We start from the raw sequence: 17,884 nt of genomic DNA on the forward strand, positions 1-17,884 counted from the left end.
GCGCTAGGCACGGAGCAAGCCGAAGCTGATCGCTCCACCACAGATCGCAACCAGCCCCGCGACGACGAACGCCGCGCTGAGTCCAGGTGTCGAGATGCCGGCGCCCCTGTCGCCCGCGGCCAACGCACCGCACAACGCGACGCCGATGGTCAGACCGAGCTGGCGCGCCGCGTTGACCGCCGCGGCCGCGGTGCCGGCGCGCGCCGGCGGTACCGAGATTGCGGCGACGGCGGGCAACACAGGTGAGACGATTCCGGCGCCGACACCGGTCACCGCCAGCGCGGCGATGAGCGTCGTCCACTGCGGCCGGGCGACGATGGCGCCGCCCGACAGACATGCCAGGCCGGTCAGCACCGTGCCACCGCCGAGCACCCAGCTTCGCGGTGCATCGTGTAGTCGGGCGCTACAGGTGAGCGATACCCCGATGAAAGCCACCAGCTGAATGGTCAGGATCAGCGATGCCTGCAGCGCGCTCAGGCCCGCGGTGCCCTGCAGCCATCGCGACAACGCGGGCAGTGCCGCAAAACCGGCGAAATAGTAGGCGAACGCCGCGGCGAGTGCGCCGGTGAAGCCGCGGGTGGCGAACAGGCCCGCAGGCAGGATCGGATTGGCAACGTAGCGCTGGACCACGACGAATGCGCCGGCGGACACCAGACCGGTCGCGGCACCCGCGACGGTGCCCGTCGAGACCCAGCCGTGCTCTCCGGCGTTGATCATCGCGTAGGTGATCCCGGTCATCGCTGTCGTGATCAGCGCTGCGCCCGCGACGTCGACCCGGCCGCCGCGGTGGTCCTCGCGCGGTAGCGCGACGGCGCCGAGGAGTAGCGCGAAGCCGCACACGGGTACTGCAGCGACGAACAACCAACGCCAGCTGAGGAATTCGGTGACGGCACCACCGGCGAGCGTGCCGACCGCGCTGCCCGCGCCGGCAACCGCACCCCAGATGGCGAACGCGATTCCACGAGCGCGTCCGACATACGACTGTGTCAGCAGCGGCACCGCTGTCGCGAATATCGCGGCGCCGCCGACGCCTTGGGCCGCGCGGGCGACGATCAGCAGACCGCCGGACTCGGCCAGCGCACAAGCCAGTGACGCGGCGCCGAATGCGGCCAAGGCGAGCAGGAACAACCGCCGGTGTCCTATTCGGTCGCCCAGCGTTCCCATCGCCAAGACGAGGGCGGCGAGGGCCAAGGTGTAGACGTCGACGATCCACTGCGCAACCGCGAATCCGGTCCCGAGGTCGTCGGCGATGGTGGCTGCGCTGACGGTCACCACGGTGGTGTAGACGAGGAGGAGAAACGTTGCGGCGCAACATGCCAACAGCGGACGCCGGTCGGCGAGCCGGTTGGCCATCGCGACGGGTTTGGTGGGCTTCGATACGGAGGACGTTGACGGCACAGTGCCACGTTGGTGTAATGCCCTTATGCGTGTAAACCCTTACACCGAACCGCTGCTGCAGAACGTGACCGACCTGCTGAACCGGCCGGCAACCACGCCCGCAGAACTCCAGGATCGATGGACCGCACGAGCCATGCCCACCGAGCACGACGCTACGGCCGAAGATCTACAGCAGGTGCGAGAGTTCTTGCGGCAGTGGGAAACCCTGGTCGAGGCCCCCACCGATGAGGACCGGGTGAACGTTCTCAACCGGCTGCTGGCCCGCTATACGACCAGCCCCTCGATCACCAATCACGACGGCAGCGGCTGGCACCTGCACTACCGCGCTCCAGACGTCGGATTCGCCGCCACGATGGCCGGCGCGACGAGCGCCGCCGCGGCTCACTACCTCGCCGAACGGGGCATGCACCGGATTCGTCGCTGCGCGCGGACCGACTGCACGAACGCCTTCGTCGACTTCACCCGGCCCGGGACGCAGAAATACTGCAGCCACGGTTGCGCGAACCGCGACGCAGTCCGTCGGCACCGGGCGTCGTCGGGCCGACGCAGCGGCTGAGACTCAGGCCTCCAGGCGGCGGAATGAGCTGCGGTGGAAGACCATCGGCTCGACGTCCGGGTTGACGATGATGTCGCTGATCGCCAGGACCACGATGGTGTGATCACCGGCGGGAACCAGTTGATCGATCGACGTCTCGAGCCACACGCTGGTGCCATGGATGAACAGCGAACCGTTCTCGCGCGCCTCGGTTTCCATGCCGGCGAACCGATCGCCGGTCTTCGCGGCGAGGGTGCGCGCCGCGGCGTCGTGGTGCTGTCCCAACACGCTGATACCCAGGGCCGGCAGGTCCTTGAGCTTGGGCCAGGTGGTCGAGGTGTTCTGCACACAGAACGACACGAGCGGCGGTTCCAGCGACACCGGCACGAAGGTACTGGCGGCCAGGCCGACCTTGACGCCCTCGACTTCGGCTGCGATGGCGACGACACCGATGGGGAAGCAGCCGAACGCTGCACGCAGGGACGCCGGGCTGAGATCTGTGGAGCTCATAGTCCCTCCATCTTCACATGGCGCTCCCCGGCGCACCCGAGCAAGCGTCCGCTTGGCGGGAATGCGCTGCTACCGGCCCAGGTAGCGCGCCAGCGAGTCTTCGGACGCCTCGGGTATGAATCCCGTTGATTCCAGCTTCTGGTTGTCGAGCACGCTGTTCCGCGGGCGGGGTGCTACCGCCCTGGTCGCCGAGGCGAAATAGGCGTCGGTGCTGACCCCGGTGACCCGCTGGGGGTCGTGTCCGGCCAGCTCAAATATCCGGCGGGCGATGTCGGCCCACGACGTGGCCGGCCCCGCGCCGGTGACGTTGTACGTCCCGTAGGGAGCGCCGGTCGTGGCGAGGTGTCGGACCGCCCGGGCCAGCTCGGAGGTGAAGGTCAGCCGCCCGAACTGGTCGTCGACCACCGACGGGTCGGCGCCGCGCTCGGCCAGCGACAGCATGGTGCGGACGAAGTTGTGGCCGTCGCCAATCACCCATGACGTCCGCAGGAGGTAGTGCCGCGGCACCGTCGCGACGACCTGGTCGCCCGCCGCCTTGGTCTGGCCGTACACGCCCAGCGGGGCGATCGGGTCGTCCTCGCGGTACGGCGACTCGGACGTGCCGTCGAAGACGTAGTCGCTGGAGAAGTGCACCAGCGTGAGGCCGCGGGCCGTCGCGATACGCGCCAGTGCCGCAACCCCGGTGACGTTGACGGCCCAGGCGTCGGCCCGACCGCCTGCCGTCTCGGCGTCGTCCACCGCCGTGTAGGCGGCCGCGTTGATGACGGTGTCGTAGTCCTGCCAGCGGACCGCTGTCTCCAGGTCCCCGGCCAGATCCACCTCGTCCCGGGTGACGAACTCGACGCTCGGGTCGTCGCCGTAGTCGGCGCGCAGCGCCCGGCCGAGTTGACCATTCGCACCCAGCACCAACGTCTTTCGCGGTGCGACGGGTTGCACGTCCGCCAACCGCGGATGCGTCCGGTCCTTGGCCGACAGCTCGGCGCGCTCGAGTGGAATCGGCCAGTCGATGGCCAGCGTCTCGTCGGCCAGATTCACCGAAACATATTGGGCGTCAAACGAATAGTGGTCGTTGACCAGGTAGACGTATGCCGTGTCGGCTGCCAGGGTCTGATACGCGTTGCCGACCCCACGCGGCACGAACACCGCACGGGACGGGTCCAACTCGGCGGTGAATACGGCCCCGAACGACGGGCCGTCCCGCAGGTCGACCCAGGCACCGAAGATCCGGCCTGTCGCGACAGAGACGAACTTGTCCCACGGTTCAGCGTGGATGCCGCGGGTGGTGCCGGCCGCGTCGTTGAACGACACGTTGTTCTGGACGGGGCCGAAGTCCGGCAGCCCGAGCGCCGTCATCTTCTCGCGCTGCCAGTTCTCTTTGAACCAGCCGCGGTTGTCGCCGTGGACCGGCAATTCCCAGACGGTCAGCCCGGGGATCGGTGTGGTGTTGGCGGACAACGGTTTCCCGTATTCGGTCACTGGTCGCCCGTCGCTCACTGGCCCTGGCTGGCATAGCGCGCTTCAGTCGCGTCCTTGACCGGACGCCACCATGCCTCGTTGTCGCGGTACCAGGCGATGGTGGCGCTCAGCCCGTCGGCGAAATCGAGATACTTTGGCTGCCAACCGAGTTCGGTGCGTAGCTTGGTCGAATCGATGGCGTAACGCAGGTCATGACCGGCGCGGTCGGTGACTTGGTCGTACGCGGCGGCCGGTTGCCCCATCTGCGTCAGGATCATCTCGATGACGGCCTTGTTGTCCTTCTCGCCGTTCGCGCCGATCAGGTACGTCTCGCCGATACGGCCCTGGTCGATGATCGCGAGCACCGCGGACGAGTGATCGTCGACGTGGATCCAGTCGCGCACGTTGCGGCCCGCGCCATAGAGCTTCGGCCGGATTCCGCACAGCACGTTGGTGATCTGGCGTGGGATGAACTTCTCGACGTGCTGGTAGGACCCATAGTTGTTGGAGCAGTTGGAAATTGTGGCGCGGACCCCGAACGAGCGCACCCAGGCCCGCACCAGCAGGTCACTGCCGGCCTTGGTCGACGAATACGGTGACGACGGGTTGTACGCCGTGCCCTCGGTGAACTTGGCGGGGTCGTCGAGTTCGAGGTCGCCGTACACCTCGTCGGTCGAGATGTGGTGCAGCCGGGCGCCGTGCTTGCGCACCGCCTCCAGCAGCGTGAACGTTCCGATCACGTTGGTGTGCAGGAACGGTTCCGGATCCCGCAGCGAGTTGTCGTTGTGCGATTCGGCGGCGAAGTGCACCACGATGTCGGTCGTGGCCATCAGCTCGTCGACCAATGCCGCGTCGGCGACGTCGCCGAGGACGAACGTCATCCGCTGTTCCGGCAGGCCCGCGAGGGATTCCCGGTTACCGGCGTAGGTCAGCTTGTCCAGCACCGTCACGTGATGGTCGGTGTGGTCCAGCACGTATCGGACGAAGTTGGCGCCGATGAATCCGGCGCCCCCGGTGACCAGCAGCCGTGCCATCAAAGTCCCCTGGCCAGCAGGTCCAGCAGATACGTGCCGTAGCCGGACTTCACCAACGGCTCGGCGCGCTGCCGCAGTTCGTCGCCGCTGAGATAGCCACGCCGCCAAGCGATTTCCTCGGGCACCCCGATCTTCAAACCGGTGCGCCGCTCGATCGTCCGCACGAATTCCGCCGCGTCCGTCATCTGATCGAAGGTCCCGGTGTCGAGCCACGCCGTCCCGCGCGGCAACACCTGCACCCGTAATCTGTTCTGCGCCAGATAGGTTCGGTTGATGTCGGTGATCTCGTACTCGCCGCGGGCGCTGGGCTTCAGCTCGCGCGCGATCGACACCACGTCGTTGCTGTAGAAGTACAGGCCTGGCACGGCGTAATTGCTCTTCGGCACGACAGGCTTCTCCTCCAGGGAGACCGCCCGCCCCGCGTCGTCGAATTCGATGACACCGTAGGCCGAGGGCTCGGCGACCCAGTAGCCGAAGATCGCCCCGCCGTCGACGTTGGTGAACCGCTGCAGCTGACTGCCCAGACCGGGGCCGTAGAGCAGGTTGTCACCGAGCACCAGTGCAACGCTCTGTCCGTCAAGGAAATCCGCGCCGATGGTGAAGGCCTGCGCGAGGCCGTCCGGCGACGGCTGCTGGGCATAGCTGATCGATACGCCGTACTGCGACCCGTCGCCGAGCAGCCGCTCGAAACTCGGCGCATCGAGCGGCGTCGTGATGACCAGGATGTCGGTGATCCCCGCCAGCATCAGCGTGGACAGCGGGTAATAGATCATCGGTTTGTCGTAAACCGGGATCAGCTGCTTGGAGACCCCGGCCGTGACGGGGTGCAGTCGCGTCCCCGCGCCGCCCGCCAGGATGATCCCTTTCACTCAGCAATCCTGACATACAGCCGCCGGCGACAGAGCGGCATGCGCTGGACACGCCTGCCCGGCGGGCCGTTCAGCGCGCGGATTCGAGGGCCGGCTCGGACGCCAGCGTCTTGCCGTCCTGCACGATCTCCAGCCCGGACGACGAGACGTGGTACTCGGCCGAATCGGGATCGTTGATCGCGACATAGCCGTCGCCGGATGCGTGCACGGTGCCCAGCCGGATCTTCGCGCCGTCGGACAGCCGATACCCCAGGTAATACAGCACGCCGACGCTGCTGCGGCAGACCACGACCGCCGACTGCGGCGTCCGCAGGATCATCGCGGCCTCGTCCGCGCCGGCGCACCGGGCGGCCCCGTCGTAGGTGGTGAAGCCGTGGGAGTCGGCGTCGGGCAGCACCATTCGCGCTGTCGTGGGCGTCAGCGTCGTGGAGGTCTCCGGCGCAGTGGATTCGACCGAGGTCACGGTCACGCCCGACGTCTCGACCGGGGTCGTCGTGGCCTCGGCCGAAGTCGTTGCGCCGCTATGGCCGTCACGCCCACCCATCAACGCCACGCCGGCGAAGACCAGGGCCACCGCCAGCAGCACCCCGATTCCCATGAGCGCCCAGACCGTCGGGCTCAGTCCGCGCCGCGTCGTGGTCGGCGGATGTGCCTGGTGCGCAAGCCCCATGGGCGCGACGACCGGCGCGGCCTGAACTGTCGGCGCTCCGGGTACCGCGGGAGCCGAGGGGGACGGCGGCAGCGTCGCCGCCGCGCCACGTGCCAGTGCGGCGGCGAAATCCGCACACGACTGGAAGCGGTCGGCAGGTCGGCGGGCCATCGCGATCGCCATCACGGGGTCCAGATCGGCGAGGTCCGGACGGAACTCCGCCAGCCGCGGCACCACTCCGCTCAAGCGCTGGCTGATGATCACCACCGGGGTGGAGTCCCCACCCGGGGAGTGGCCGGTCAGCAGCTGAAAAGCCGTGGCGGCCAAGGCATATTGATCGGAGCGACCATCCAGTGCCTCACCGAGTAATTGCTCTGGCGACGCGTAGTTCGGCGTGCCGAGCGTCATGTTCGTCGACGTCAGTCCGTCGAAATCGTCGACGCGGCGGGCGATCCCGAAATCGGCCAACAGCACCCGGCCACGGCCCGGGCCCCCCGCGCCCAACAAGATGTTCGCGGGCTTGACGTCGCGGTGCAGCAGCCCGCGGCTGTGCGCGTGATCCAGCGCGTCGGCGATCGCGGTGACGATCGCGATCACCTGGTCTCGCGGCATCCCACTGGGGCACTGCCTGCGGACCACATCACCGGCGTCGGAGCCCTCGACGTAGTCCATCGAGATCCACAGTCGCCCGTCGTATTCGCCGCGGTCGTGCACCCCGACGATGTGCTGATGCCACAACGTCGCCGCGGCGTCAGCCTCGCGCTCGAAGCGCCGCCGGTATTCGGCGTCGGCGGACAGTGACGCCGGCAGTACTTTCAGCGCGTCGGTGCGGGGCAGTCGCGGATGCTGAACCAGGTACACCTCACCCATGCCGCCGGCACCCAGTTTTCTGACCACGGTGAACCCGGCGAAGACCGATCCATCGGGCAGCGACATGGTCGGATCGTAACTGCCAGAACACGAATCGGCGGCCACTCGAGACTCGCTCGAATGACCGCCGGTCGACGCGGGGTCTAGCGCTTATCCAGGATTCCCTCGATGTTGGCGACGCCGTGGATGCCGGACGTGGTGTTGCTTTCCAGGACCACGAATCCCTTACCCGCGGGGTTGCGGGTAATCAGCAGGGTTTCGTGCGCCATCGCAGCGGACTTGCCCTGCTTGTGCAGCGGCGTGACGATGTCGTCGTCCAGCTTCTTGAAGAAGTTGGCGTCGACGCTGTCGGTGATCCAGGCCCGGTACTGGTGCTTGCTGTCCTGCCACTTGTCGTTGTGGCCGGTGACCTCGACAACCTGGTCGACCCACTTGTGCTCGTCGGTGCTGACCTTGCCGGCCTTGACCGCCTGGGCGATGTCGTCGCGTGCCGGGGCGTACAGCCGGGTCAGGTGGATGTGGAGTTGGTTGAGCCGGCGAGCGTCCGCCGAGTTGATCCCGAGTGCCCAGTCCGGGCCGCCCGTCATGAAGTGAACCGAGTCGTAGGCGTGCTTGAAGTAGTTCGGGCTGTCGTTGCGCAGCAGGTTGTCGCATTCGATGCCGGTCTCGCGGACGGTCGGCACCACCAGAAGATCCTGGGTTGTCTTCATGTCCACACCCGGGTGCACTGCCCAACCGCGCGTCGAATCGTGGCCCGGCCACTGGATGTCGAAGTTCCGGCCCGGGTGCTTCGGTGAGTGCTCCAGCGGGTGCGAGTGGGTCGGCGGCCGGACGCCGTCCCAGATGGGGTCGTCCTTGCCGTTGTCGCAGCCCTGGAAGTGCTGCGTGCCGGTCTCGGCGTGGGCCATGGGCGACAGACCGAAGGCCAGCGCCGGCGCTATCACCATGGCGGCGGCGGCCGCGATCCGGCGGGTGAAGCGGGAGCGGGTGGTCACGGTCGTGGCGGTCATCTTGTCTCCTGAAGGTTTGGGGTGTGCTTCGGTGTTGAAGCAACCTTCGCGGAAGTGACGCCCCAGGTCAGTCCGCTGATCGGGCCCCCGACCGGACGAAATCGATGTCCTCCGATTGGCGGACACAACCGGCTTCCCGCGGACCGGCGCTCCCTCCACGCAGTCGATTTGGAGCCGTCAACTTTCCTTGACCGTCAAGGAAAGTTGACGGCTCCCGACGAAAGGTGTCTGTGGAGAGCCCGCACCGGCAAACCAGCTACCACCGCTCTCATGGGAGTTGAGTAGCCTTGGCGCCATGTCCGATGCGTCGATCCTCTCTGTGCTGCGAGAGCGCGCCGGCCTGACTCCCGACGACGTGGCGTTCACCTTCACCGATTACGACCACGACTGGGACGGCGTCACCGAGAGCCTGACCTGGGCCCAGCTGTACCGCCGCACCCTCAACGTGGCGCACGAGCTCAGCATGCACGGCGCCCCCGGCGACCGGGCGCTGATCATCGCGCCGCAGGGGCTCGCGTACATCGTCGGGTTCCTGGGCGCCATGCAGGCGGGTTTCATCGCGGTACCGCTGTCGGTGCCGCTACCGGGCTCGCACGACGAGCGCGTCAGCGCCGTCATCACCGACACGTCGCCGACGGTCGTGCTGACCACCGCCGCCGCGTTCGACATCGCGGCGCAGAACGTGGACGACGGCGCCTCCATGGTCGCCGTGATCGCCGTCGACACCCTCGATCTGGACGCCGACCGAGATTTCGACGAAGACGTACCCGCGGGCCCGGACATCGCGTACCTGCAGTACACCTCTGGCTCGACGCGGCTGCCGGCCGGCGTGATGATCTCGCACAAGAACCTGCGGGTGAATATCGAGCAACTTCTCGCCGATCTGCTGTCACAGCACGGCGGGGCGCTGCCGCCGGGGTCGACTCTGGTCTCGTGGCTGCCCTTCTACCACGACATGGGCCTGGTGCTGGGGATCGCGGTGCCCATCTTGTCCGGCCACCAGGCCGACCTGATGAGTCCGATCGCGTTCCTGACCCGCCCCGTCCGCTGGCTGCAGGCGCTGTCCCGGAACAACCCCGCGTGGTCGGCCGCCCCGAACTTCGCGTTCGATCTCGCCACCCGGCGCGTCACCGCGGCCGAGATGGCCGAACTCGATCTCAGCGGCGTCATCGGCATCAACAACGGTGCCGAACGCATTCACCCGCCCACCTTGGTGAAGTTCGACGATCGCTTCGCGGCCGTCGGCTTCCGGCCCGAGATGATGGTGCCGTCGTACGGCCTGGCCGAGGCGACGCTGTTCGTGGCCAGCGGCGCCCACGGCCGTCCGCCGGAGGTGGTCGAGTTCGCCGCCGACGAACTGACCCAGGGCATCGCGCTGCGCAAAGCGGGTGGCACCCCCCTCATGCGGTACGGACGGGCGGCCGCACCGCTGCTGCAGATCGTCGATGCCGATACCTGCCAGCCTTGCCCTGACGGCGTCGTCGGCGAAATCTGGACCTGCGGCGACAACGTCTCCGCAGGCTACTGGCGCAAGCCCGAACAGACCGGTTCCGCATTCGACGCGACCCTGGCGGACGCCCCTGAGGGCACACCCGAGGCGGGCTGGCTGCGTACCGGAGACCAGGGCTTCATCTCCGACGGCGACCTGTTCATCGTGGGCCGCATCAAGGACATGCTGATCGTGCGCGGCCGCAACCACTACTCCGACGACATCGAAGCAACGGTGCAGAAGATCAGCCGTGGCCGGGTGGCGGCGATCGCCGTGACCGACGACCACACCGACCAGCTGGTCACCATCATCGAACTCAAGGCGCGAGCCGACGCCGACGAGCTCACGGCGATGAAAAACGATGTGGTCGCCGCGATTTCGCGGGCGCACGGGTTGCAGGTCGCCGACGTGGTGCTGGTGGAAGCGGGCTCGATCCCGACCACCACGAGCGGCAAGATGCGCCGCTCGGCCTGCGCCGAGCAGTACCGGCAAGGGCAGTTCACTCGGTTGGACGCGTAGCCCGCGCCCCGATGTGGATCACCCTGCTGGTGATGGCGGTCGCGGTCAGCCTGGAGCCGTTCCGGATCGGCATGTCCGTCGTCATGCTGAACCGGCCGCGCCCGCACCTGCAGCTGGCCGCCTTCCTGTGCGGCGGTTTCCTGATGGGCCTGACCGTCGGCGCGGTGGTGCTGTTCGTCCTCGAGTCCCGGTTACCCGCTTGGGCCTCAGCGCATTTCAATCTGCCGACGGTACAGATCGTCATCGGCGTCCTGGCGTTGGTGGCGTCGTTGTTCCTGGCCGTGACCACGGGACGCGACCGCCAGGTGCCTGAGTGGCTGAGCCGGTTGCTCGACGGCCGGTCGCTGTGGGTCGCCGGCGTCGCGGGTCTGGGCATCGCGCTGCCCTCGGTCGACTATCTGGCCGCGCTGGCCGTGATCGCCGCCGCGCGCGTCGAAGCCGACGTCCGGATGAGCGCCCTGGTGGCATTCAACGTGGTGGCGTTCTCGTTGGTCGAGGTCCCGCTGCTGGCCTACCTCATCGCGCCGCAACGCACGCGCGCGGCAATGAGCAAGCTGCACAACTGGATTCGCGCCCGGCAGCGGCACGAAGTCGCTGGGCTGCTGGCGGCGGTCGGCGTGGTGCTGGTCGCGGCGGGCTGGGTGGGAATCTAGGGCGTCGGTCGCGACCTTACTCGTCGAGTGTGCGATCAGCGCCTCGCTACGCGACTTTTCGCGATCTGTAAGCACGCTCGGCCACAGGCTCCGGCGCGGGCTCGCCAGTCGCCACCCACGCTCGGGCAACCCGGGCCAGCACATCGCTTTCATTGTGCCGTTTGACCACTCGTATCCGCGTCCAGCGCAACTCATCAAGGTCCTCCGATCGGAGGATGTCGTGGGCGAACTGGCGCGGATCCGTCCGGTGATGGTCGCCGTCGTACTCGACCGCCAATTTGTACTTCTCCCACCCCATGTCGAGGAAGTACTGCCGCTTGCCATCGAGGCTGAGGACAGGGATTTGCGTGGCCGGTCTTGGGTAGCCCGCGCGAATCAGCAAGAGCCGCATCCAAGTTTCGGGTGGTGACTCAGCACCAGGGTTATAGAGATCGAGGGCCGCGACCAACTGCCGCATGCCGCGAGCACCACGATGCCTGCCCGCAAGCTGCAGCACAGACTCGGCCGTGAAACCGGTTGCGTTGCCAAGCGCATCGAGCCGAGCGATCGCCTCGTCGAGTGTTCCGCGGCGGCCGATGTCGAACGCCGTCCGGTCGGCACTGGTGAAGGGGAGTCCGCCCCGAACAACGACGTCGTCTGTGGCCAGTTGAACCTTGTGTGTGACGATTCCCGGTGGTGGACGACGGCCCGACCATGCCAGTTCGATCGGCAAGCAATCGTCAAGGTACTTGGATCCGTGCAGCTTGGCGGCAGTGAGTCCGGCAACCACGCCACCGCGGCGGGACCACAGCCAAGCCGCCTCGGCGCGGTGGAACGTGGTGATGTCATCGCTCTGTCTGTCGGTGTAGACGTCAGGGAACATCGCCGTGAACCGGCTGCGCAACTGGTGCTTCCGGACCCGCCCAGCACCTACGGCCTCGCTGCCGATGAATGGGGTCTGCATGCGTAATCACGTTGCGGCACTGCAGGCACCGACAAAACCCCGAAGACAGGATCTGTGGATATATCGCGCACTGTGGATAGCCAGACAGCCGAGTCGCGAGTGTGCAACCAGCGCCTCCCACGGGCCGGATCCGCGATCTCGACGCACACTCGCGACCCCGGGGGTGCCCCAGTCTCCTCGAATGTGCAGCCAGCGCGCCGCGATCGCGATTTCGGCGCTCTGTGTGCACGCTCGGCGCACCGCGACGACGCCGCCCGACCCCTAGTGCGCGCTCGGCCCGTGGCTCAGCACGTAATTGATGCCCGACATCAGCTGCGAGACCGGGTCGGCGGCACCACCGAAGGCGGCCTGCGTGGCCGGGGCGGTGGCGGCGGCCGGGTCGTAGCCGTGCACCGGGTCGACCTCGATGGGCGCGGTCGCCGGGTCGTCGTTGCGCGAGTACCCGCTGTCGATCATCGGTTTCATCACGGCGTCAAGGTGATTCATGTCCGCCTCGGACATGCCGAGGTACTTGAACGGCACCACGAGCGGCAGGTGCTGCTCGGGGATCAGGTACGTCGTGGTCTTGGCGCCACGGGAGTTGACGGTCGTGATGATGTTCTGCGGCGGCACGTTCTTCGGGTTGGTGAACGCCACCGCGGTGTGGCCGGTGGCCAGGCCGACGACCGCATTCGCCAGCGCCATCAGGTTGTCCGGCCGGTCCGGCCAGTCGGCGATGCTGTCGTATGCGGAGACGAATTGGTGTGTGTCGTACTGACTGTCGACCGCCGGCGGCATCAGGAAGTCCAGCGCGGGCACCGTGCTGCCGACGGGAAAGGTCTGCCGCAGGAAGCTCTGGGTCCATGGGTTGACCGTGAGGGGGTCGCCGTAGGTGGCGAACGACAGCTCGTTCGGCGGCGGCGCAGCCGGGTCGTAGGCCAGCCGGTCCTGCACGGCGTGCACGACCATCGCGCCTTCCGACAGGCCGATCACGGTGCCGGGGCCGCCTTCACGGACCCGACGGATGACGTTGTCCTGCCCGATGTCGACGGACTCACCGATGCTCGGACCGTTCAACCCGATCTCCGGCATCTTCTGGTGCAGTTCCTCGACGCCCGGGATGAAGCTGAGCACGTGGCCCTGAACCTGGCCGGCGGGGTAGTCGACGATCTCGCGTTGCAGACCCGGGAACCAGTCCGCGCCGGTGCGCCGGATGTACTCGTCGTACGGAATACCCATGACGTGGGCGCCGCCGAGGGCGTACCCGCGGCCGGGAGTACCGATCGGCGGGATGGCGGGGACGATCGTGTCGCCGGACCCGGAGCCACCCGAAGGCTCGTCGGCCGTGGCGATCCAATCCGCGAGAGGCCCTGAGGCACCGACCGTCAGCAGCGTGGTGGCGATGGCAAGTAGCTTCTTCATGCGTTGCTCCCCTGCGGTTTTGGTCGTGACGGCCACCAGTTCGCCTCTCCGACGAGCGTGGCCATGGCGGGCACGGTGATGGTCCGTACCAGGAAGGTGTCCAGCAGGATGCCGGCGCCGATGACGAATCCGCCCTGGATCACCGTGCCGATGCTGGAGAACAGCAGACCCCACATCGAGGCCGCGAAGATCAGGCCGGCCGCGGTGATCACGCCGCCGGTCGACGACAGCGTGCGAATGATGCCGTACCGCATGCCATGTGGCGATTCGTCACGCATTCGCGAGACGAACAGCATGTTGTAGTCGGCGCCGACGGCGACCAGCACCACGAAAGCCAATGGTGGGACGGTCCAGTGCAGCGGCTCGTGGAACAGGTACTGGAACACCACGACCCCGATACCGAGCGCGGCGAAGTACGAAAGCACCACGGAGCCAACCAGATACAGCGGCGCGATCAGCGACCGCAGGAGCAGCATCAGGATCAGCAGCACCACGGCGATGGTGACGATGATGATGAACCGGATGTCGTTCTGGTAGTAGTCGCGAGTGTCCTTGAGCGCCACCGGATATCCGCCCATGGACACCGTGGCATCGGACAGCGACGTGTTCGGCTGGGCGCCGCGGGCGGTGTCGCGGATGGTGTTGACCTGATCCATCGCGGCGGAGCTGAACGGGTCGAGCTTGGTGAGGACCAGGTACCGCACCGAGTGTCCGTCGGGCGAGATGAACATCTTGGACGCCGACTTGAAGGCCTCCAGTTTCAGCACCTCAGGCGGGATGTTGAATCCTGCCTGGGTCGGACCGCCCGCGTTCTGTTTCATCGACAGCAGGAACGCCCCGGCCTGGTCGAGACCGGAACGCATCAGCTTGATCTGCTCGACGACTTCGTCGACCCCGTTGGCGACTTCGCGGCTTCCGCTCGCCGAACGATCCGCGCCCTGGCGGAGCTTCGTGAGGTTGGCCTGCGCGCCGGCGGGGCTGTCCATCCCCATGCTGCGCATCACCTTGGTCAGGTTGGTCATCGCGCTCTGGAGTTGCTGCACCGACGCGTTGAGCGTCTTCTGGTCCTGCATGGTCTGTAGCTGCCCGGCGAGTTTGTTGATCTCGTCGATGGTGCCGTCCTGGCGCGCTTCTTCCAATCGCTGGAAGTGGCCGCGGGTTTCGGCGCACGACAGATCGAGGTCGCACACCGCGTTGTTCTGCAGGGCCGCCAGCACCGGGCCGACCCAGCCGAACATGTCTTTGGCCGCTGTGTAATTCAGCCCCAGGGTGTTGCCCAACTTGCTGACGCTGTTGACCAGCTTGGCCGCGACTTCGACGTTCTGCACCAGCTTGTTGCCGCCGTACTGGCTGCGTATCGCGGTGAAGGCCTCCAGCGTCGTCTGGAGGCTGGTGGCGATCTGGCCGACCTGGCCGCGCACGTCGGCGAGGTTGGTCGCCAGGGTGTCGGCGCCCTTGGCCAGCCGGTTGATGTCGTTGGTGCGCTCGCCGATGAGTCCGGCCCCTTCGGTCAGCCGGTCGCCGACCAGCCCCGCTTGGAAGGTGGCTCGGAACTCCGGCGGCACCTCACCGAGGGGACGGGTGATGCCGCTGACCATGGCGACGTCCGGCAATTGGCTGATGCGCGACGCCATCTGTTCCAGGTCCGCGAGGGCCTGTGGGGAGCGCAGGTCGCGCGGCGATTGGACGAGCACGTACGACGGCACGGACTGGTTGACGTTGAAGTGGCTCTCGAGCGCGGCGTACCCGACGGAACTCGGGGCCGACGAGGCGACGGCCTTGCGGTCGTCGTAGTTGAACTTCGCGAAGCTCGCGGCACTGGCCAGCAGGATCAGCACCAGCAGGCTGGCCACCAGGTGCAGTCGCGGACGGCGGACGATGCGGGCGCCGGACCGGCGCCACAGCTGTGCGGTGAGCTCGTTCCGCGGCTTGATCCAGCCCTTCGGCCCGACGAGCGTGATGATCGCGGGCAGCAGCGTCACCGCGGCGAGGAAGGCCACCAAGATGCCGATCGCCGACGACACCCCGACGGTGGAGAAGACGCCCATCTTGGCGAAGCTGATGCCGAGGAAGGTGACGCCGACCGTCGCCGCCGAGGCGGTGATGACCTTGCCGACGGACGTCAGCGCCTTGCGCACCGCGTCGGTTGACTCGTCGCCCTGCCGCACATAGTCGTGGTAGCGGCTGATCAGGAACACCGCATAGTCCGTGCCCGCGCCGAAGATCATGGCGCTCAGCAGGATGATGGCCTGGTTCGACACTCCCAGCCCGGTCAGCTGGGACAGCCCGGCGACCGCGGCCTGCGCGATCACCAGGGACATGCCGATGCCTGCCAACGGCAACATCATGGTGACGGGGTTGCGATAGACGACCAGCAGGACCAGGAGCACCAGTACCGCGATGGCGATCTCGATGGGCATCCGGTCCTTCTCACCCGCGACGGTGAGGTCGGCGACGGTGGCCGCCGGCCCGGCGAGCTGAATCTTCAGCGGACTGCCCGCGGTGCTGTGTTTGACGATGTCGGCCACCCGGTTGTAGGCGGCGTACGACTGCGGCGTGCCCAGCGCGCCGGTCAAACCGACCGGCAACACCCAGGCCTTCTTGTCCTTGCTGGTCAGAAAGTTCCGCAGCGGCGGGGTGCTGATGAAGTCCTGCAGCATGACGACGTCGTGCGGGTCGTCGCGCAGGGCGTCCACCAACTTGCGGTAGGTGGCTTCGTCGGCCCGATCCAGGCCGCGGTCGTTGACGAGAACCACCAGCAGCAGGTCGTCGGTGCCGGGTTCCTTGAACGCCTCGGTCATCTGCCGGGCGGCGACGCTCGACGGGGAGTCGGCGGGAAGCATGGCCAGCGGATGCTTCTGGGCCATGTCGCCCAGGCTCGGCACAGCCAGCGGCAGGGCCACGGCGAGCGTGATCCACAGGCCGATCACCACCCAAGGCCACCGCACTACAAAATCGGCTAGCCGTCGCAAGTCAGGTCACCAGTTCCCGCCGTCGGCGATCCGCGAGCAGACCGACTTCATCGCTTCCAGGTACCTGGTCACGGACTTCTTGGCGATGGGGTTGTCCGGGTACATGACCTCCATGACCGTGCCACCCTCGTACCGGAACACGTAGATGGTCAGCTGGTAGGAATACCGGCCGTCGGAGTAGATGCCGATGTTGTTGGCGTACCCCATCTCGGTCGCCGCAAGAATTGTGTTGAGCGGGGCCGCGCCGCCGTGCAGGAAGTTCGACACCGGGAAGTTGGGCCGCGGCCAGTCCAGCCACGGCGCCAGCTCAAGCACGCGGTAGTACGGAACCCGCGCCATGTTCAGGTTGCCGTCGAACGATTCCTGCGCCGACCAGGCGGCTTCGTTGAAGGTCGCCGCGGCGATCGGCACGGTGATGGGCACCAGGCCGGTGAACCAGCCCTGCGTCATGAAGTTGTCCGACGTGCGCCGGGTGTCCCGCGGAGTAAGGCCGTAATAGGTTGCGGCACCGGTCAATTCGTGCTCGACCTGGGCCATGCACGCGAACAGGCCACCGACGAACCGGGCGCCGGCTCCCTCGCAGGCGGCCTCGAACCGCGCCGTCTGGTCCGGGTCCAACAGTGATTCGCCGACCATATCGCCGACCGACGGCTCCATCGCGTTCCCCAGCGGCAAGGGGAACTCCGGCATGCTGTTGTTGTTGTTCTCAGCAAACTCGATCCAGGCCTGCACCTCGGGCGAGTCGACGGTCAGCGCCGAGGTGCGCTCATGCTCCCGGACGCACCATTCGTCGAAGCTGCCGGCGTCCGGCAGAGCAAACGCTGAGCCCCCTGTTGTCAATGCTGTGTACCGGCCATGAGCCTCCAGCATGGTGATGCCGATGAGCGCCGCATCCCCGTGGACGTGATCGATGGCGGCGTAGAAGTTGAAACTGTCTTCGCTCTGCACGATGCCGAAGGAGAAGCAGCCCCACTCCAGTGGCGTCGGGATGTCCACCAGATGCTTGCGGACGTCTTCGACCGCCAACACACCGTGATCGATGGGCTCGAACTCGAGGTCATCGGGATCGGTCAGAGTGTGCCGGAGGATGTGACCGGCATCGGTGTACTCGAACCAGCTGCGGTAGGTGTCGTGCCTGCGCAGATAGGAGTTGAGCGCCTCGTTCATGGCCGCGATATCGCACTGACCAGGAACTTCGCACGTCGCGATGATCTGCCGGGAGTACTCCAGACCCGAGCCCGTGCGCTCGACGACGCCGCGGATGTGCTGGCCCTGCATGTAGCTGACCGGCACCGAACTCACAGGTGCCTGCCGGGCTACTTCACGAGCCGCCTCGGTCGGGTGCCAAGAGGTCAGAACACCTGGGATCGGCGTCCAATCATCGATCTTTCCGATCGTGATTTTCCCGATGCGCAATTACTTTCCTCCCAGGTCTGGACACACTGAGGCCCGGCAACGCTGTTGGCGTCATCAACATACCCCGGCAACCTTGGCCGGCGCCGTTACGCCTGGTAGGACGGTCCTCGCTGACCAATCACCACCGCTGCGCATAATCCTCGTGCTTCAGCAACCTACAT

Annotated in this window: 14 protein-coding genes; 3 read left to right on the forward strand and 11 right to left on the reverse strand. The window is 67.0% G+C overall.

All coding sequences use genetic code 11. The annotated features are described in order from the left end of the window. Positions 1 to 3: 3 nt before the first annotated feature. Positions 4 to 1,398 (reverse strand): MFS transporter, encoded by a 1,395-nt coding sequence (locus ACNO8X_RS01625; protein WP_418003872.1) that lies wholly within the window; start codon positions 1,396 to 1,398, stop codon positions 4 to 6. A gap of 25 nt (positions 1,399 to 1,423) precedes the next feature. On the opposite strand from ACNO8X_RS01625, the gene ACNO8X_RS01630 reads away from it, so the two are divergent. Continuing rightward, complete coding sequence (locus tag ACNO8X_RS01630) at positions 1,424 to 1,954, forward strand: CGNR zinc finger domain-containing protein (protein WP_418003873.1); 531 nt, start codon at positions 1,424 to 1,426, stop codon at positions 1,952 to 1,954. A 3-nt stretch (positions 1,955 to 1,957) separates the two neighbouring features. Here the strand turns inward: ACNO8X_RS01630 and ACNO8X_RS01635 are convergent, their stop codons facing one another. From ACNO8X_RS01635 to ACNO8X_RS01660, 6 genes are all read right to left on the reverse strand, one after another. Beyond that, entirely contained in the window at positions 1,958 to 2,443 is a 486-nt protein-coding gene (locus ACNO8X_RS01635; protein ID WP_260934211.1) for a flavin reductase family protein, read from the reverse strand. Positions 2,444 to 2,512: 69 nt separating this feature from the next. Beyond that, complete coding sequence (rfbD, locus tag ACNO8X_RS01640) at positions 2,513 to 3,919, reverse strand: dTDP-4-dehydrorhamnose reductase (protein ID WP_418003874.1); 1,407 nt, start codon at positions 3,917 to 3,919, stop codon at positions 2,513 to 2,515. A 14-nt stretch (positions 3,920 to 3,933) separates the two neighbouring features. Further along, on the reverse strand, positions 3,934 to 4,932 hold the full coding sequence (rfbB, locus tag ACNO8X_RS01645; RefSeq protein WP_418003875.1) for a dTDP-glucose 4,6-dehydratase: 999 nt from the start codon (positions 4,930 to 4,932) through the stop codon (positions 3,934 to 3,936). After that, the gene (gene rfbA, locus ACNO8X_RS01650; RefSeq protein WP_418003876.1) at positions 4,932 to 5,801 is read right to left on the reverse strand and encodes a glucose-1-phosphate thymidylyltransferase RfbA; all 870 of its coding nucleotides are present in this window, start codon (positions 5,799 to 5,801) and stop codon (positions 4,932 to 4,934) included. The genes rfbB and rfbA overlap by 1 nt, the downstream gene beginning before the upstream one ends. Before the next feature lie 70 nt (positions 5,802 to 5,871). Beyond that, positions 5,872 to 7,386 (reverse strand): serine/threonine-protein kinase, encoded by a 1,515-nt coding sequence (locus ACNO8X_RS01655; protein ID WP_418003877.1) that lies wholly within the window; start codon positions 7,384 to 7,386, stop codon positions 5,872 to 5,874. Positions 7,387 to 7,463: 77 nt separating this feature from the next. Continuing rightward, a complete protein-coding gene (locus tag ACNO8X_RS01660) occupies positions 7,464 to 8,330 on the reverse strand; it encodes a CDP-diacylglycerol diphosphatase (protein WP_418003878.1) in 867 nt (288 codons plus the stop codon). Positions 8,331 to 8,625: 295 nt separating this feature from the next. Here ACNO8X_RS01660 and ACNO8X_RS01665 point away from each other — a divergent pair, with 295 nt between their 5' ends. Continuing rightward, entirely contained in the window at positions 8,626 to 10,338 is a 1,713-nt protein-coding gene (locus ACNO8X_RS01665; protein WP_418003879.1) for an AMP-binding protein, read from the forward strand. Between the two features lie 11 nt (positions 10,339 to 10,349). Next, entirely contained in the window at positions 10,350 to 10,991 is a 642-nt protein-coding gene (locus ACNO8X_RS01670) for a GAP family protein (RefSeq protein WP_418003880.1), read from the forward strand. A gap of 46 nt (positions 10,992 to 11,037) precedes the next feature. Here ACNO8X_RS01670 and ACNO8X_RS01675 read toward each other — a convergent pair whose 3' ends face one another. The 4 genes from ACNO8X_RS01675 to ACNO8X_RS01690 form a co-directional block, all read right to left on the reverse strand. Then, positions 11,038 to 11,934, reverse strand: coding sequence for a hypothetical protein (locus tag ACNO8X_RS01675; protein WP_418003881.1), 897 nt, complete (start codon positions 11,932 to 11,934; stop codon positions 11,038 to 11,040). Between the two features lie 261 nt (positions 11,935 to 12,195). After that, the gene (gene pe, locus ACNO8X_RS01680; protein WP_418003882.1) at positions 12,196 to 13,335 is read right to left on the reverse strand and encodes an acyltransferase PE; all 1,140 of its coding nucleotides are present in this window, start codon (positions 13,333 to 13,335) and stop codon (positions 12,196 to 12,198) included. Continuing rightward, entirely contained in the window at positions 13,332 to 16,307 is a 2,976-nt protein-coding gene (locus tag ACNO8X_RS01685) for an RND family transporter (RefSeq protein ID WP_418003883.1), read from the reverse strand. Before ACNO8X_RS01685 ends, pe begins: the two co-directional genes overlap by 4 nt. A gap of 6 nt (positions 16,308 to 16,313) precedes the next feature. Beyond that, on the reverse strand, positions 16,314 to 17,723 hold the full coding sequence (locus ACNO8X_RS01690) for a condensation domain-containing protein (protein ID WP_418003884.1): 1,410 nt from the start codon (positions 17,721 to 17,723) through the stop codon (positions 16,314 to 16,316). Positions 17,724 to 17,884 lie beyond the last annotated feature (161 nt).

The sequence above is a fragment of the Mycobacterium sp. PDNC021 genome, from assembly GCF_048282635.1.
In the GTDB taxonomy this organism is placed as follows: domain Bacteria; phylum Actinomycetota; class Actinomycetes; order Mycobacteriales; family Mycobacteriaceae; genus Mycobacterium; species Mycobacterium llatzerense.

Coding starts and splice junctions, on each gene's coding strand:
- ACNO8X_RS01670 (WP_418003880.1), top strand. CDS start 10,350: ATGTGGATCACCCTGCTGGTGATGGCGGTCGCGGTCAGCCTGGAGCCG.
- ACNO8X_RS01665 (WP_418003879.1), top strand. CDS start 8,626: ATGTCCGATGCGTCGATCCTCTCTGTGCTGCGAGAGCGCGCCGGCCTG.
- ACNO8X_RS01675 (WP_418003881.1), bottom strand. CDS start 11,934: ATGCAGACCCCATTCATCGGCAGCGAGGCCGTAGGTGCTGGGCGGGTC.
- rfbB (WP_418003875.1), bottom strand. CDS start 4,932: ATGGCACGGCTGCTGGTCACCGGGGGCGCCGGATTCATCGGCGCCAAC.
- pe (WP_418003882.1), bottom strand. CDS start 13,335: ATGAAGAAGCTACTTGCCATCGCCACCACGCTGCTGACGGTCGGTGCC.
- ACNO8X_RS01635 (WP_260934211.1), bottom strand. CDS start 2,443: ATGAGCTCCACAGATCTCAGCCCGGCGTCCCTGCGTGCAGCGTTCGGC.
- ACNO8X_RS01660 (WP_418003878.1), bottom strand. CDS start 8,330: ATGACCGCCACGACCGTGACCACCCGCTCCCGCTTCACCCGCCGGATC.
- ACNO8X_RS01630 (WP_418003873.1), top strand. CDS start 1,424: ATGCGTGTAAACCCTTACACCGAACCGCTGCTGCAGAACGTGACCGAC.
- ACNO8X_RS01655 (WP_418003877.1), bottom strand. CDS start 7,386: ATGTCGCTGCCCGATGGATCGGTCTTCGCCGGGTTCACCGTGGTCAGA.